The organism is Comamonas piscis (genome assembly GCF_014109725.1).
Taxonomy (GTDB): Bacteria; Pseudomonadota; Gammaproteobacteria; order Burkholderiales; family Burkholderiaceae_C; genus Comamonas; species Comamonas piscis.
This window is the reverse complement of the sequence record NZ_CP058554.1, coordinates 284,948-299,944: the sequence shown is the minus strand read 5'-3', so window position 1 is coordinate 299,944 and position 14,997 is coordinate 284,948. Positions and strand designations below refer to the sequence as shown.

The following is a 14,997-nucleotide window of genomic DNA, read 5'->3' as shown; positions in this document are numbered from 1 at the left end:
GGGGGTTGTTTTATGGGGAGCGGTTTAGGTAACCGTCCGCTGCAAAATCAGCGCCGGTAAGCCGCGCCCGGGTGGCTGGCCGGCAGCAGCCTGCCCCCAGCCGGGAACAGCTTTTCGCGCAAGGTCCCTTCCTCATAGCGTGTCTTGAACATACCCCGGTTTTGCAGCTCCGGGATCAGCAGGTCGACGATGGCGCCCAGGCTCTCGGGCATGACGGTGCGCACAAGGTTGAAGCCATCGATATCGCTCTCGGCGACCCAGTGGGCCATCTGGTCGGCCACATCGACCGGCGGGCCGATGAAGACGGGGGCCCGCGCGCCGACGGGACTGAAATCCAGCAGATCGCGCACCTTGGGCGGCTGCGGCGTGTTGCGGGTCAGGTGCTCCACGGTGGACTGGATGGCATTGGTCTTCGCAAAGGGCAGCACATCGTCCAGGTCGAGCTGTGACAGGTCCATGCCGGTCCAGCCCGAGACCAGCGCGAGCTGGCCGGCGCTGTCGAGGTAGTGGCGGTATTCGTCGCGCAGGTCCTGGGCTTCGGCTTTGGTGGGCGCAACGATCACGGTGGCGCCCAGCAGGGTGAGCAGGTCATAGGGATCGCGGCCGGCGTGCTGGGCCGAGGCGCGCAGGGCCTTCACCGACTTGGCGGCAGCTGCCGGTGTGGGGCCGTTGATAAAGCAGGCCTCGGCATGGCGGCCGGCAAACTGCTGGCCGCGCGCGGAGCTGCCGGCCTGGTACAGCAGGGGGGTGCGCTGGAGGGAGGGTTCGGCCAGTGCCCGGCCATGCACGCGGTAGTAGGGGCCGTCATGCGCCACCGCATGCACGCGCTCCGGGTGGCTGAACACGCCGCTGTTCTTGTCGCGCACGGCAGCGCCGGCCTCCCAGCTGCCTTCCCAGAGCTGGTAGATGGCCGCCATAAAGTCTTCGGCCACGTCATAGCGTTCATCATGGTCGCGCAAGCTGTCGCGGCCCAGGCCGCGCGCGCCGCTTTCCAGGTAGCCGGTGACGATGTTCCAGCCCAGACGGCCGTTGGTCAGGTGGTCTAAGGTGCTGAAGCGGCGCGCAAAGGAGAAGGGGTGGTCGTTACTGAGGCTCGATGTCACGCCAAAACCGATGTGCTCAGTCACCAGGGCCATCGCCGAGATAAGCATCGTCGGGTCCAGCTGCGGGGACTGGGCACCGGCCGCCAGGGCTGCATCGGCGCTGCCTGCGTAGACATCGTAGATGCCAAACACATCGGCGATAAAGATGCCGTCGAGCAGGCCCCGCTCTGCGGTGCGGGCCATGTCTGCCCAGTAGCGCAACTGGTTGTATTGCGCCTGGTTGTCGCGCGGGTGCTTCCACAGGCCGGCCCAGTTGTGGGAGGGCGCAGCCATCTGAAAGCTGTTGAGGCGCAGTTCACGCCGGGGCTGTCTGCTCATGCGATGGAATCCGTCATGCTGCGTTCGTTCGTCAGGCTTGTGCGGCGACCGCGCTGGCCGCAGCGCTGGTCAGGGGCGCGGTCTGAACCTGCAGGATGTCGTTGAAGCGGTTGAAGGCGCCGCACAGCGCGGTGCGCCAGGTCAACTCGACAATCTGCGCTTCGCTGAAGTGCTGGTGCAGGCGCGCAAAGATTTCGTCACGCGTCTGGCTCCAGTTCCGGGTCACGGCGATTGCGTACTCCACCACCAGGCGGTCCACCTCGTTCAGCTCGGGGTGGTTGGCATAGTCCAGCAGCGTCTGCACACCTTCGGCCGACAGACCCTCAACCAACAGCTTGGGGCCGTGGTGGTCGATGCAGTATTCGCAGTCATTGAGCAGCGAGACGGTGACGATGGCCAGCTCGGTGTAGCGCTTGGGCAGCACGGCTTCCTGGCCCAGCTGCAGCAGCAGTGCCCAGGTCTGCGAGAAGATCGGCAGGCGCTGCGCCATGACGCCAGCCTGGTCGGCAAAATCGCCAGCGGCCAGCATGCGGTCCCACAGCGGTTGCTCTGCCGCGGGCAGGTCGTCGCGGGATTTGCGGGTGATTCGGGTCATGGTCAGCTTTCTTGAGGACGGGGGCCAAGCCGGTATTCCGGCAGCAGCCCATTGGGTTTAAAGATCAGCATTGCCAGCAGCAGCACTCCGACCAGCGACAGGCGGATGGCGGCCAACTGAGAGCCATCGAGCCAGGGGATGACGCCGGCCAGCATGCGGCTTCCCTCCAGCAGCAGGATCACCGTGAAGCCGGCAACCAGCACGCCGGCATGGCTGCCGCGCCCGCCCAGGATCACGGCCATGAAGGCATAGGCCGTCAGGATGGTGGTGAACTGGGTCGGGTCGATATAGGTGTAGTAGAAGGCGTGCAGGCTGCCGGCGATGCCCAGGATGGCGCCGCCCAGCGCAAAGCTGCGCGCCCGCACCCAGAGCACGTTCTTGCCCAGCGCCTCGGCCACGCCTGCATCCTCGCGCGTGGCGCGCAGCAGGCGGCCAAAGGGCGAGCGTGCCAGGCGCTGCAGCACCACAAACACCAGCGCCAGCCAGACCAGGCAAAAGCCCAGAAAGAACAGATCTCGCCAGGCGGTGGGCACCAGCTCGGCAAAGGGCCGCACGATGTTGGGAATGCCCAAGGTGCCCCGGGTCAGCCACTCTTCGTAGCTGATGAACAGCCGCAGCGATTCGGCAAAGCCCAGGGTGACGATGGCCAGGTAGTCCTCGCTGAGCCGTACGGATATCAGGCTGACCAAGGCGCTGGCCGCCGCCGTCAGCAGCAGGGCCAGCAGCATGGCGGCCAGCGGCGGCAGGCCCTGCATCTGCAGCAGGCTGCAGGCATAGGCGCCCAGCATGTAAAAGCCAAAAAGCCCAAAATTGACCAGGCCGCCCAGGCCCCATTGCAGGTTCAGCGCCAGGCCCGACAAGGTGGCGATGACCACCAGCACCAGGGTTGCAATCAGATAGCTTGTCATTTGCGCACCCACTTGGCGCCAAACAGACCGTGCGGGCGCAGCAGCAGCAGCACGGCCATCACCACAAAGGCCACCACCGTGCGGTAGTGGGGCGGCAGGAACAGGGTGGCCAGCTCTTCGGTCACCCCCAGCAGCAGCGCACCTGCCACGGCCGCCATCGGGCTGCCGATGCCGCCCAGAATCGCGGCAGTGAAGACGGGCAACAGGTAGTTCCAACCCATCTGCGGGTCCACATTCGAGTCGAGACCGATCAGCACGCCCGACAAGGTGGCCATCGCGGCGGCCAGCGCCCAGACGGTGGCCGTCACTTTCTTGCGCGAGATACCGCGCACATCCGCCAGATCGGGGTTGTCGGCCACGGCCTGCATCGCACGGCCCAGGCGGGTGAAGCGGAACACCAGCCACACCAGAGCCAGCGCTGCCAGCACGCAGACCAGGGTGATGAGTTGCTCCTGGTTGACGCGCAGGCCGAGCAGGCGCGCGGGCCGGGCTATCTCGGCACCAAAGCCGCGCGGCGCATTACCGGCGACCAGGCGCACCAGGTTTTCCAGCACCAGGCCGACACCGATCGAGGCCACCAGCAAGGTGACGCCCGAGCGCCCGCGCAGCGGCGCAAACACCAGCCGGTTGAGCAGCAGCGCCAGCGCAATACTGAGCGCGATACCAGCGGCCACCGCCAGTGGCAAGGGCCAGTTCAGCGGGCCGTTGAAGGCATAGACCAGGTAGGCGCCGGTGGTCACCATCGCGCCAATGGCGTAATTGGCAAAACGCAGCACGCTGAAGACCAGGGCCAGCGACAAAGCTGGCAACGCAATGAGCAGGCCCGAGACCAGGCCGTTGAAGATGAGCTGCGCCAGCATCAGTGCGCCCCCAGATAAAGACTTTGAAGTTGGCCGTTGGCCAGCAGCTCTTGGCTGGGCGCGCGCGCCCGCACCTGGCCGGCCACCAGTACCAGGCCCTGGTCGGCCGCATCCAGACCCAGGCGGGTGTTCTGCTCGATCATGAACAAGGTGACTCCGGTTTGCGCCACGCGCTGCACCACCTCAAACAGGCGTGATGCATTCAAGGGCGACAGACCCGCTGAGGGCTCATCGAGCGCCAGCAGGCGGGGCGAGGGCATCAGCGCCGCGCCCATGGCCACCATCTGCCGCTGGCCGCCGCTGAGCAAGCCGGCGGCCACGTTCAGTTTGGGAACGATCTCCGGAAACAGTGCCAGCACCGCATCCAGCCGCTGGCGCAAGGCCTTGGCGCCACCGCTGGCGATGAACTCATGGCCGAGCTTGAGGTTGTCCAGCACCGAGAGGTTGCGGAACACATTGGCCTCCTGCGGCACATAGCCCAGCCCCAGGCGTGCACGGCCTGGCGCGTCGATGGCGGTGATATCGCGGCCATCCCAGAGCACGCGGCCCGACTGCGGGCGGATCAGCCCGGTCACCACGCGCATCAAGGTGGATTTGCCCGAGCCGTTGGGGCCGACGACCACAAGGCTGGAGCCAGGTGCGACATCCAGGCTCACGCCATGCAGCACGGCGCGCGCCCCGTAGCCGGCCACGATGTTGTCCAGACGGAGTTCGGCGCTCATGCCACACCTCCGAGGTAGGCCTCGACCACCTGCGCATGGGCAGAGACCTGCGCAAAGCTGCCCTGGGTCAGCACCTTGCCCTGCGCCAGCACATACACCGGGTCGCAGAGGGCGGCAATCATGTCCATGTTGTGTTCCACGATGGCAAAGCTCATGCCTTCGGCCTGGAGGCTGCGGATAAAGTCCGCAATCTCGCTGACCAGCACCGGGTTGACGCCGGCCGCTGGCTCATCGAGCAGCACCAGCCGGGGCTTGAGCATCAGCGCGCGGCAGAGCTCCAGCAGTTTCTTCTGCCCCCCCGAGAGGCTGTCGGCCCGCTCATGCGCCAGGCGCCACAGGCCCACGCGCTCGAGCAGGGCCTGGGCCTGCGCCATCGCCTGGGCTTCATGCTGGCGCGCGGCAGCGGTGTTCAGCAGCGCATGCCAGAGCTTTTCTCCGGGCTGCTGCGGGGCGGCGAGCAGCAAGTTCTCCAGCACGGTGAGCGCGCCCATCTCGCGCGAGATCTGAAAGGTGCGGGTGAGCCCGGCCTGGGCGCGGCGGTGCACGGACCAGTGCGTGATGTCCTGGCCATCGAACAGCACCCGGCCGCCCTGGTGGGCCTGCTGGCCGCCCAGCACATTGAACAAGGTGGACTTGCCCGCGCCATTGGGCCCCACCATGCCGGTGATGCCACCGCGCGCAATGTGCAGGTGGGCACCGTCCAGTGCGGTGAATTCCCCAAAACCTACATGAACATCCTGAACGCTGAGCAGATCGTCTGTCTGCAGGCTCATTTGGTGGTGCCCACCAGCTTGCTCACCCCATTGAGCACGCGGTAGTGGCCATAGTCCAGGTCCACCTGATCACCATTGGGCGCAAAGCGGAAGTCCGCCGTCGCGCCGGAGTAGCGGAAAGGCTTGCCTTCGCGAATCAGCTGCAGGCCCTGTACGGGGTCGTGCACATCGGGGCCCTTGGTGTTGACCACATTGGCGATCTCCTTGCTGAAGTCGACCGCCTTGGTACTCTTGGCCTTTTCGATGGCCAGCGCCAGCACATTGATCTCGTCAAACACATTGGCGCCAAAGGCGACGATGGTGCCTTCGGGCTGCTTTGTCTGCTTCAGGTAGATCTGGTAGCTGGCGTTGTTGCCCACCGGCGTGGCCTGCACATGGTTCACGCCTTCTGCGGCGGCCTTGCCCACGTTCTGCACAAACTTGCCGCCGCTGTCAGCCGCATGGCTGAAGGTGTAGAGCTTGCTTTCGTAGCCGCTGCGGTAAATCTCACGCACGATGGCGCTGAACTCGGGGATATAGCTGGGCAGAAAGACGGCATCGGGCTTCTTGCTGAAGATTTTCTCCACCTCGGCACGGTACGAAGGCTGATTGGGGTTGAAGTACAGGGTGTCGAGCACCTTGCCGCCCTGCTGCGCAAAGCGCTCGGCAAACGGCTTGACGGTGCTGAGCGTGAAAGGCGTCTGCAGCACCAAGATAGAAGCCGTCTTCGCGCCATCCTTGTAGGCCACATTGGCAAAGGCCTGGCCCCAGTTCTTGCCATTGGTCTGGAAGCGCCAGACCAGGCCCTTGTTGTCGCCCTCGGTCAGCTCATCGGCCGAGCCCACGGGCAGCAAGGCCACGCTTTTCTCCAACGCCACCGGGCGCACGGCCAGCGCCACGGCGCTGCTCCACACGCCGGTGATCGCCACCACGCCATCCACATCGATCAGCTTGCGTGCGGCAGACACGCCAGCCGTCGGCGTGGTCTCGTCATCGGCCACCACGATCTCCAAGGGCCGGCCCAGCACACCGCCATGGGCATTGATGTGGGCAGCAGCTGCCTTGGCCGCCGTTTCCTCTTCCTTGCCGTAGGCGCCTCCCGATCCGGTCAGCGGTGCCAGCAAGCCGATACGGATGGGTGCCCCGCTGGGGGCACTGGCTGCACCTGCCGCACTGGCACCGGCCACCACACACATCGAGGCCACCGCCACGCCCAAGACTCGCCACTGGCCTAATTTGCTCACACCCATATCCGCTTTCAAAAACCCGCCGTTCGCAGCAGGGCTGCGCGGCGTAAAAGGGGGGATTGTGCGAAGACAGCGTTGCGCGAGGAACTAATTTTTCTGACTTAGCAAACGCGTTTTTTGCATAAGGGCGGGTATTGGCCAGCGCTGCCGGGAGTGCATGCGCTGTCTACATGCCGCTCGTACCCAACAATGCCCGCCGGTACTGCACCGCCTCGGCCACATGGGCCGGGCTGATGGTCTCCGACTGCGCCAGGTCGGCAATCGAGCGCGCCACGCGCAGGCTGCGGTGGATGCCGCGTGCAGACCAGGCCAGCTGGGCGGCGGCGGTTTGCAGCAGTTGCAGTGCGGCGGGCTCGGCCTGGCAGTGGGCGTCGAGCGCCTGGCCTTGCAGCTGCTGGTTCAGCATGCCTTGGCGCTGCAGTGAGCGGGCGCGGGCGGCGGTTACCCGCTCGCGGATGGCGGCGGTCGATTCGCCGGCCGGGGCGGTGAGCAGCTCATCGGCGGGCAGGGGGCTGACTTCCAGGTGCAGGTCGATGCGGTCGAGCAGGGGGCCGCTGATGCGCGCCTGGTAGCGGCTGACCTGGTCGGGCGAGCAGCGGCAGGCGCGCTGGCGCGAGCCCCGAAAACCGCAGGGGCAGGGGTTCATCGCGGCGATGAGCTGAAAGCGGGCGGGGAAGGTGGCCTGCTGCGCGGCGCGGGCAATGCTGATCTGGCCGGTCTCCAGCGGCTCGCGCAGTGCTTCCAGCGCGCTGCGCGGAAATTCAGGAAGCTCATCCAAAAACAGCACACCGCAATGGGCCAGCGATATCGCACCGGGCCGGGGCGGGCTGCCGCCGCCCACCAGGGCCACGGCGCTGGCGGTGTGGTGGGGCGCCATCGTGGTGCGCTGGCCCCAGCTGCGGGCATCAAAGGCGCCGACCAGGCTGTGCACGGCAGCGTTCTCCAGCGCCTCGGCCACGCTCAGCGCAGGCAGCAGGCCGGCAAAGCGCTGGGCCAGCATCGATTTGCCAGCGCCCGGTGCGCCCAGCATCAGCAGGTTGTGGCCGCCGCAGGCAGCGATCTCCAGCACGCGCTTGCTGGCGGTCTGGCCTTTGACGTCGGCCATGTCGGCGCCAAGCGCCTCCGGCGGCCGGCTCTGGGCGGGCATGCGCTGCCACTGGCTGGGCGCTGCATCGGGCTCGGCGTGGGCGGCCTGCGGCGCAAAGTGCTGCACCACGTCCATCAGGTGGCTGGCGCGGTAGACCTCGGCATCGGGCACCAGGGCAGCATCTTCTGCACTGCCCGGGGGCAGCACCTGGCGCACATGCTGGCCGCGCTGGTGCAGATCCATGCTCGCAGCAAGCGCGCCGCGCACCGGCCGCAAGGCGCCAGACAGCGACAGTTCGCCAGCAAACTCGTAGTGGTTGAGCCGGTCCGCATCGATGGCGCCGCTGGCCGCCAGAATGCCGACCGCGATGGCCAGGTCGTAGCGGCCCGATTCCTTGGGCAGATCGGCCGGGGCCAGGTTGACGGTGATGCGCTTGTTGTGCGGAAACTCCAGCCCGCTGTTCTGCAGCGCCGAGCGCACGCGCTCGCGGGCTTCCTTCACTTCCAGATCGGCCAGGCCGACCAGGGTGAAGCTGGGCAGGCCATTGGCCAGATGGACTTCGACGCTGACGGGATGGCCGGTGAGCCCGACCAGGGCCCGGCTGTGCACCACGGCGAGACTCATGGGCTGGCTTCCTTGTGGTTGCGCACCGTTTTGGTGCATTGCTAAGCACCTCTTGGAGGCACGGCTGCAGCCAGCATCGCAAAAGTCGGTTTTGGGGACAAGGGCGACAGCCCCGGGGCGGTCTGGCCCCTGGCCCAAGCCTGCCGCCGATCACCCCGGAGCGCCCCGTTGCGGCTCAGAACGTAAGCATTTGCAAAAAAACATAGCGCGCCGCGCTTGTCTGGTGCGCACAACGCAGCAGGTGGCGCGGAGATTGGCACGCTCTGTGCATTGTGCTTGCCACAAACGGATGGGTCGAATTCATCAACAAGGAGTGTGGCAATGGCAATGAGCAACAGAGGCTGGATGGTGGTGGCAGGTGCAGCGTTCCTGGCGCTGCCGATGGTGGCAAGCGCGCAGCTGACCGCCAACGTGAGCGTGACCACGAACTACAAGTTCCGTGGTCAGGACCAGAAGTCCTCTAGTGCCCAGTGGGTCAAGCCAGCACTCCAGGGAGGGGTCGACTACGCCTTTGGCGATAGCGGCTTTTATGTGGGTAACTGGAACTCCACCGTCGACTGGCTCGACAACAACAAGCTGGAGATGGATTTCTACGGTGGCTACAAGTTCAAGGCGGCCGATGTGGACTGGGACCTGGGTCTGCTGACCTATGTCTACCCGGGCAACACGCTGGGCAACACCACTGAGCTGTATGGCTCGGGTACCTACGGGCCCGTGACCGTGAAGTACTCGCACACGGTATCGAAGGATTACTTTGGCTGGGCCGGCACCAAGTACGACAGCACGTACAAGGGCCGCAACACCGGCTACCTGAATGTGGCATTTGCACAAGAGGTGGCGCCCAAGACGACCTTGAAGCTGGCCGTGGGTTACACGCGCTTTTCCAGCGACATCAAGGACCTGGGCGTGCCCAACTACCTGGACTACAGCGTGGGCGGTGCCTATGACCTGGGTGACGGCTTCTCGCTCAGCGCTGCCTGGGTGGGCGCTAACAAGACGGGTGCCTTTGGCTTTGTGAACAAGGGTCGCGCGATTGTGTCGCTGACCAAGGCTTTTTGATGCAGCGCCGCTGCAATAAGTGACGACAGGAGAACCTATGAACATGAAACTGGTAGTGGCGGTGATCAAGCCCTTCAAGCTCGATGAAGTGCGTGAGGCGCTGTCCGATATTGGGGTGCAAGGCATCACCGTGAGCGAGGTCAAGGGCTTTGGCCGCCAAAAGGGCCATACCGAGCTGTACCGCGGTGCCGAGTATGTGGTGGATTTTCTGCCCAAGGTGAAGCTGGAGATCGCGGTGGCCGAGGACCTGGTGGACCGGGTGATCGAGGCGATCGAGAACGCAGCGCGTACCGGCAAGATCGGCGACGGCAAGATCTTTGTCTCTCCGCTGGAGCAGGTGGTGCGTATCCGTACCGGTGAAACCGGCCCGAACGCTATCTAAAAAAACAGCGCTCCGCGCTGGCACAGCGCGCGCAACAAGCCAATTTATCTTGAAGGTGTGAACAACATGAGACGACTACTTTCCTTGGCAGGGCTGGCGGCGGTGGCACTGGCCACTGCGGGCAACGCGGCTGCGGCCGAAGCTGCAGCTCCCGTTTTGAACGCAGGCGATACCGCCTGGATCATGACCTCGACCATGCTGGTGATCCTGATGGTCATCCCCGGTCTGGCGCTGTTCTACGGCGGCCTGGTGCGCAGCAAGAACATGCTGTCGGTGCTGGCCCAGGTGTTCACGATCTTTTCGCTGATCACGGTGCTATGGACCATCTACGGCTACTCGCTGACCTTCTCCGGCGAAGGCAACTTCTTCGGTGACTTTGGCAAGGTGTTCCTGATGGGCATCACGCCGGATACGTTGTCCGGTGCGATGGCGACGGTGCCTGAGTATGTGTTCGTGTCCTTCCAGGCCACGTTCGCTGCCATTACCGTGGCGCTGATCGTCGGTGCCTTTGCCGAGCGCATCAAGTTCGCTGCCGTGATGATCTTCGCGGTGCTGTGGTTCACCTTCAGCTACCTGCCGATTGCCCACATGGTCTGGGGCGGTGGTCTGCTGGGCAAGGATGGCGCGCTGGACTTTGCTGGCGGCACCGTTGTGCACATCAACGCCGGTGTGGCCGGTCTGGTGGGCTCCTATGTGCTGGGTAAGCGCCTGGGCTTTGGCCGCGAAGCGCTGGCTCCGCACAACCTGACTCTGACCATGGTGGGCGCATCGCTGCTGTGGGTGGGCTGGTTTGGCTTTAACGCCGGCTCGGCGGGTGCTGCCAACGGTATTGCGGGCCTGGCCTTCATCAACACCATCGTCGCCACCGGCGCAGCCTGTGTGAGCTGGTTGGTCTGCGAAACCCTGCACAAGGGCAAGCCTTCGATGCTGGGTGCCGCTTCCGGTGCCGTCGGTGGCCTGGTGGTCATCACCCCGGCAGCTGGTTTTGTCGGCCCCATGGGTGCCATCGTGATGGGTCTGCTCGCCGGTGCTCTGTGCCTGTGGGGTGTCTCGGGTCTCAAGCGCCTGCTGAAGGCTGATGACACCTGCGACGTCTTCGGTGTACACGGTGTGGGCGGTATCCTGGGTGCCATCCTGACCGGCGTGTTCTGCGCCTCTAGCCTGGGCGGTGTTGAGCCAGAAGGCTACAACATGGCCCACCAAATCTGGGTGCAAACCAAGGGCGTGCTGATCACCATCGTGTGGTCGGGTGTGGTGGCCTGGATTGCCTACAAGGTGGCAGGCTTGCTGACCGGTGGTCTGCGTGTGACGGAAGAAGCCGAACGCGAAGGCCTGGACATCACCTCCCACGGCGAAGCGGCCTACGGACGTTAATTTTTGCGAATACTCCTTGGGGGGCCGGACGGGTGAACAACCCGGCCGGCCTTTTTTTATGCCCCGACGCGGACTGAGTCGATGCTTATGCGGAAGCGGTATCGCGCTCTGGCCACAGCGCCAAACCACCGGCCAGGCTGAAGGCCTGCGGATGGCCCAGACGGCGCAGTGCCCGGGCGGCCTGGGCGCTGCGGTTGCCGCTGCGGCAGTAGAACACCACAGGGGTATCGGTGGCCAGTGCCAGCCACTGCGGCAGTGCATTGAGCAGGCCCGACAGCGGCACGGCCTGGGCCAGGTCACCGCCTTCCAGCCCGCGCGCGCTGCCCAGCTGCTGTTCATAGGGCTCGCGCACATCCACCAGCAAGGCGGCACCGCCGGCCAGTTGCAGCGCCTGGGCGCGTGCTAATGGCAGCTCCACACAGGCGGTGGGCGCAGTCGCATCCACCCGCGCGCCGCAGGCCATGGTTAGGTAGGCGGTGGGCGCCATGGCCTGCTCCAGGCGGGCCTTGGCGGCGGCAAAGGCCGCTGCATCCAGTTGGCCCTGCAGCACACCGGCCAGCAGTGGCTGGGCGGCCGATTCCACCGCCAGGGTGCAGGCAAAGTGGTTGTCGTAGTCATGGCCGGGCAGCAGCAAGGTCTGCGGGCCCACGGTCGCTTCCAGCAGGCGCAGGCTGTCCGCATAGGCCAGCGGCGCGCTCTGGGCAAAATCGCTGCGGCCCAGCGCGCCGGGCAGCACCGTATCGCCCACCAGCGCCAGCTGCAGCTGCGCGCCCTGGTGCAGCAGGTAGGCGGTGGAGTCTTCGGTATGGCCGGGCAGCGCCAGGCGGCTCAGGCGGTAGGCGCCCAGGTCGATCTGCATGGCGCCTTGGGGCCAGCCCAGTGCATCCACCGCGCCAGCGGCCTGCAGCGCAGCGGGCACGGCGGCACGCAGCTCGGCAGCGGAGGAGGCATGGTCGCCATGGCTGTGGGTGTCCAGCACAGCAGCCAGTGTGAAACCCCGACAGCGCAGCCACTGCGCCAGGCGCTCGACCAGTTCGGGCAGCGGATCGACCACCACGCAGCGTTGGCTGGCGGCATCGGCCAGCAGGTAGCAGCAGGCGCCATCCACCACAAAGCGGGTCAGCAGCGGGGCGGCGCCGTGGGCGGTGTCTTCAGGCGCCTCGACCAGGCAATGGGTGCGCAGTGCAGCGCCGCAGGCGCGGATACGTTGGCAGGCCTCGTCAATCATGGCGCTGGCATCGGCTGCGCCAAACGACATGCGCACCGCCGCAGCCGCTTGCCAGGCGGGCAGGCCCATGGCCTGCAGGACATAGCTGGGCTGGGCCTTGCTGGCGCTGCAGGCCGAGCCGCCGCTGACGCGCAGGCCGGCGGCATCGAACAGGTCCAGCAGCAGCTTGGATTCCAGCCCCGGCACCGCAAAGTTCAAGGTGGTGGGCAGGCACAGCGCTGCAGGCGCGTTGAACACCACTGCGCCAAAGGCATCGCGCAGCGCGGATTCCAGCCGCTGGCGGTGGTCGGCCAGGGTGGCTGGGCTGGCAAAGGTGCTGCCATCTTGCAGCGCGCGCAGCACGGCGCCCAGCGCGGCAATGCCGGCCATGTTCTCGGTGCCGGCGCGCAGCGCGCCTTCCTGCCCGCCACCGGCCAGCAGCGGGGTAAACGGCGCGCCTTCGCGCACATAGAGCATGCCCACGCCCTTGGGCGCATAGAGCTTGTGGCCGGAGAACGGTGCGTAGTCGATGCCGCGTTCCATGGCCTTGAGCGCCAGCTTGCCCAGCGCCTGCACACCATCCACCAGCCACAGGGCGGGGCTGCTGCGCATTACAGCGGCGATACCGTCCAGGTCGCTGACCACGCCGGTCTCGTTATTGGCAGCCATCGTGCAGACCAGGCCGGCTATTGGCGCCTGGGCGCGCAGCCAGTCCAGGTCATGGCGGCCATCGCTGCCCACGGGGATGGCGTGTATCGGCAGGTGCAGGCCCAGCACCGTGTTCCAGTGCTGCAGGGCCTCGGGCACGGCCTTGTGTTCGGTGGCGCCATAGAGCAGTTGGAGTGCAGTACTGTCACCCGCATCCCGGCGCTGGCGCAGGGCGCTCAAGGCTGACAGCACTGCCGTCTGGATGCCCTCGGTCGCCCCGCTGGTGAACAGCAGCTGGCCGCTGGGCAAATCCAGCACTTGGCGTGCTACCGCGCGTGCCTCGTCCAACAGCGCGCGAGCCTTGAGGCCGCTGCCATGGATGCTGCTGGGGTTGCCGTAGGCATCGGCCATCACCGCCATGGCGGCGGCGCGGGCTTGGGGGAGTACGGGGGTGGTGGCGTTGGCGTCGAGGTAGATTTCCATGCCCCAATTGTCGAGTTCGGGCCGGGGAATACAGCCGCAAAATTCGGCAACTATCGGACAATATTGGAAATTCATTCTAAAAATATCTTAAAAAATGAAATTAGATTCCATTGATCGCAAGCTGCTGGCGTTGCTGCAGGCTGATGCCGAAACTCAGGTGGCTGAGCTGGCGGCCCAGGTGGGCCTGTCGGCGACGCCCTGTTGGCGCCGCATCCAGCGGCTCAAAGAGGCCGGGGTCATCAAGCGCCAGGTAGCGCTGGTGGACCGTGACAAGGTGAATGTGGGTGTGACTGTTTTTGTCGCAGTGCGCACCAGCACGCACAGCCAGGAATGGTTTGAGCGCTTTCGTGCGGCGGTGGGTGCCATTGACGAGGTAGTCGAGTTTTACCGCATGAGTGGCGAGGTGGACTACCTGCTGCGCGTGGTGGTGCCTGACATTGCCGCTTACGACAAGGTCTATAAGCGCCTGATTGCCGATACCCAGTTGCTGGATGTGTCGTCCAGCTTTGCGATGGAAGAGCTCAAGTTCACCACCGCCTTGCCGCTGTCCTATATTCGATAAGCCCTGTCTGTTGCAAGCCAGGTGGCACAGATAATGCTTAGGGTTTTCCATGCAATTTATTTCTAAAGGAACGCCATGATCTGGCATACCGTGGTCAGCCAGCCCTTCGCATTGGGCGAATCTCCTTTCTGGCAAGCCAGCGGTGGTGTTCTCTATGGTGTCGATGTAGCCGGTAAGCAGCTGTGGCGCACGATGCCCGGATCGGGCTATATGGACCGCTGGGACATGCCGGCGGAGCCCGGCTGTATTGCGCCCGCCCGCAGCGGCGGCGCACTGGACGGCTGGATCGTGGTGCTGCGCGACCGCATCTGCCGCATCACCGACTGGGGCGGTGCATTGCACGAAATCGCCCGCCTGCCGATCGACCCGGCAACCGAACGCGGCAACGATGGCCGCTGCGATGCCCAGGGCCGATTCTGGGTCGGCACCATCCACGAGCCTGCCAGCGGCCCGCGCCAACCGGTGGCAGCCCTGTACTGCATAGACGGCTTGAGCGGCACCACGAAGGTGCGCAAGGTGCTCGATGGTGTCTCCAACGCCAATGGCCTGGCCTGGTCACCCGACCGCCGCACCATGTATTGGGCCGACACCCCCAGCCACCGGGTCATGAAATACGCCTGCGATGTCAGCGGCTACCCGCAGGGCGAGGGCGAAGTGTTCATCCGCTTTGACAGCAAGCCCGACGGCTGGACCCCTGGCGAGCCCGGCTATGGCGGCCGGCCCGATGGCGCCGCTGTTGATGTGGACGGCAATTACTGGTGCGCCATGTACGAAGGCGGCCGGGTGCTGCAGATCTCCCCCCAGGGCCGCATTCTGGCGAACCACTACACGCCTGCACTCTGCCCCACGATGCCCTGCTTTGGTGGCAACGATGGACGTACCTTGTACGTCACCTCAGCCCGCCAAGGCCGCAGCCGCGACGAACTGGCCCAGTTGCCGCTGTCGGGCTGCGTGTTTGCCATGCGCGTGGGCGTGGCCGGCCTGCCGACCCAGCCTTGGCGGGAAATCAGCCATGGGTTCTGACAGGCAGCAGACGCCCCGGTTGATATAGCTACCTCTGCTGCTA

The 14,997-nt window shown here is 65.5% G+C and carries 14 protein-coding genes; 5 read left to right on the top strand and 9 right to left on the bottom strand.

The window, feature by feature from the left end; all coding sequences use genetic code 11:
* Nucleotides 1-47: 47 nt before the first annotated feature.
* The 8 genes from HS961_RS01480 to HS961_RS01445 all read right to left on the bottom strand — a co-directional run bounded on the left by HS961_RS01480 (nt 48) and on the right by HS961_RS01445 (nt 8,216).
* A complete protein-coding gene (locus tag HS961_RS01480) occupies nt 48-1,421 on the bottom strand; it encodes an LLM class flavin-dependent oxidoreductase (protein WP_182326044.1) in 1,374 nt (457 codons plus the stop codon).
* 31 nt (nt 1,422-1,452) lie between these two features.
* Nucleotides 1,453-2,016: a carboxymuconolactone decarboxylase family protein gene (locus HS961_RS01475; RefSeq protein WP_182326043.1), complete on the bottom strand. Its 564-nt coding sequence runs from the start codon at nt 2,014-2,016 to the stop codon at nt 1,453-1,455.
* Between the two features lie 2 nt (nt 2,017-2,018).
* Nucleotides 2,019-2,924, bottom strand: coding sequence for a branched-chain amino acid ABC transporter permease (locus tag HS961_RS01470; protein WP_182326042.1), 906 nt, complete (start codon nt 2,922-2,924; stop codon nt 2,019-2,021).
* On the bottom strand, nt 2,921-3,784 hold the full coding sequence (locus HS961_RS01465; protein WP_238347740.1) for a branched-chain amino acid ABC transporter permease: 864 nt from the start codon (nt 3,782-3,784) through the stop codon (nt 2,921-2,923). Before HS961_RS01465 ends, HS961_RS01470 begins: the two co-directional genes overlap by 4 nt.
* Entirely contained in the window at nt 3,784-4,506 is a 723-nt protein-coding gene (locus HS961_RS01460; RefSeq protein WP_133856808.1) for an ABC transporter ATP-binding protein, read from the bottom strand. The genes HS961_RS01465 and HS961_RS01460 overlap by 1 nt, the downstream gene beginning before the upstream one ends.
* Nucleotides 4,503-5,279: an ABC transporter ATP-binding protein gene (locus HS961_RS01455; RefSeq protein ID WP_182326041.1), complete on the bottom strand. Its 777-nt coding sequence runs from the start codon at nt 5,277-5,279 to the stop codon at nt 4,503-4,505. Before HS961_RS01455 ends, HS961_RS01460 begins: the two co-directional genes overlap by 4 nt.
* The gene (locus HS961_RS01450) at nt 5,276-6,502 is read right to left on the bottom strand and encodes an ABC transporter substrate-binding protein (RefSeq protein WP_182326040.1); all 1,227 of its coding nucleotides are present in this window, start codon (nt 6,500-6,502) and stop codon (nt 5,276-5,278) included. Before HS961_RS01450 ends, HS961_RS01455 begins: the two co-directional genes overlap by 4 nt.
* A gap of 169 nt (nt 6,503-6,671) precedes the next feature.
* Nucleotides 6,672-8,216 carry a YifB family Mg chelatase-like AAA ATPase gene (locus HS961_RS01445; RefSeq protein ID WP_182326039.1) on the bottom strand — a complete coding sequence of 515 codons (1,545 nt, stop codon included), beginning with the start codon at nt 8,214-8,216 and terminating at the stop codon, nt 6,672-6,674.
* Nucleotides 8,217-8,543: 327 nt separating this feature from the next.
* Here HS961_RS01445 and HS961_RS01440 point away from each other — a divergent pair, with 327 nt between their 5' ends.
* From HS961_RS01440 to HS961_RS01430, 3 genes are all read left to right on the top strand, one after another.
* Nucleotides 8,544-9,275 carry a TorF family putative porin gene (locus tag HS961_RS01440; RefSeq protein WP_182328067.1) on the top strand — a complete coding sequence of 244 codons (732 nt, stop codon included), beginning with the start codon at nt 8,544-8,546 and terminating at the stop codon, nt 9,273-9,275.
* A 43-nt stretch (nt 9,276-9,318) separates the two neighbouring features.
* Entirely contained in the window at nt 9,319-9,657 is a 339-nt protein-coding gene (gene glnK, locus HS961_RS01435; protein ID WP_027010591.1) for a P-II family nitrogen regulator, read from the top strand.
* A gap of 66 nt (nt 9,658-9,723) precedes the next feature.
* A complete protein-coding gene (locus tag HS961_RS01430; RefSeq protein ID WP_182326038.1) occupies nt 9,724-11,031 on the top strand; it encodes an ammonium transporter in 1,308 nt (435 codons plus the stop codon).
* Nucleotides 11,032-11,116: 85 nt separating this feature from the next.
* Here HS961_RS01430 and HS961_RS01425 read toward each other — a convergent pair whose 3' ends face one another.
* Nucleotides 11,117-13,369, bottom strand: coding sequence for an aminotransferase class V-fold PLP-dependent enzyme (locus tag HS961_RS01425; RefSeq protein WP_182326037.1), 2,253 nt, complete (start codon nt 13,367-13,369; stop codon nt 11,117-11,119).
* A 94-nt stretch (nt 13,370-13,463) separates the two neighbouring features.
* On the opposite strand from HS961_RS01425, the gene HS961_RS01420 reads away from it, so the two are divergent.
* Both HS961_RS01420 and HS961_RS01415 read left to right on the top strand, forming a co-directional pair.
* A complete protein-coding gene (locus HS961_RS01420) occupies nt 13,464-13,931 on the top strand; it encodes an Lrp/AsnC family transcriptional regulator (RefSeq protein ID WP_182326036.1) in 468 nt (155 codons plus the stop codon).
* A gap of 75 nt (nt 13,932-14,006) precedes the next feature.
* Complete coding sequence (locus HS961_RS01415) at nt 14,007-14,954, top strand: SMP-30/gluconolactonase/LRE family protein (RefSeq protein WP_182326035.1); 948 nt, start codon at nt 14,007-14,009, stop codon at nt 14,952-14,954.
* The last annotated feature ends 43 nt before the right edge of the window (nt 14,955-14,997 follow it).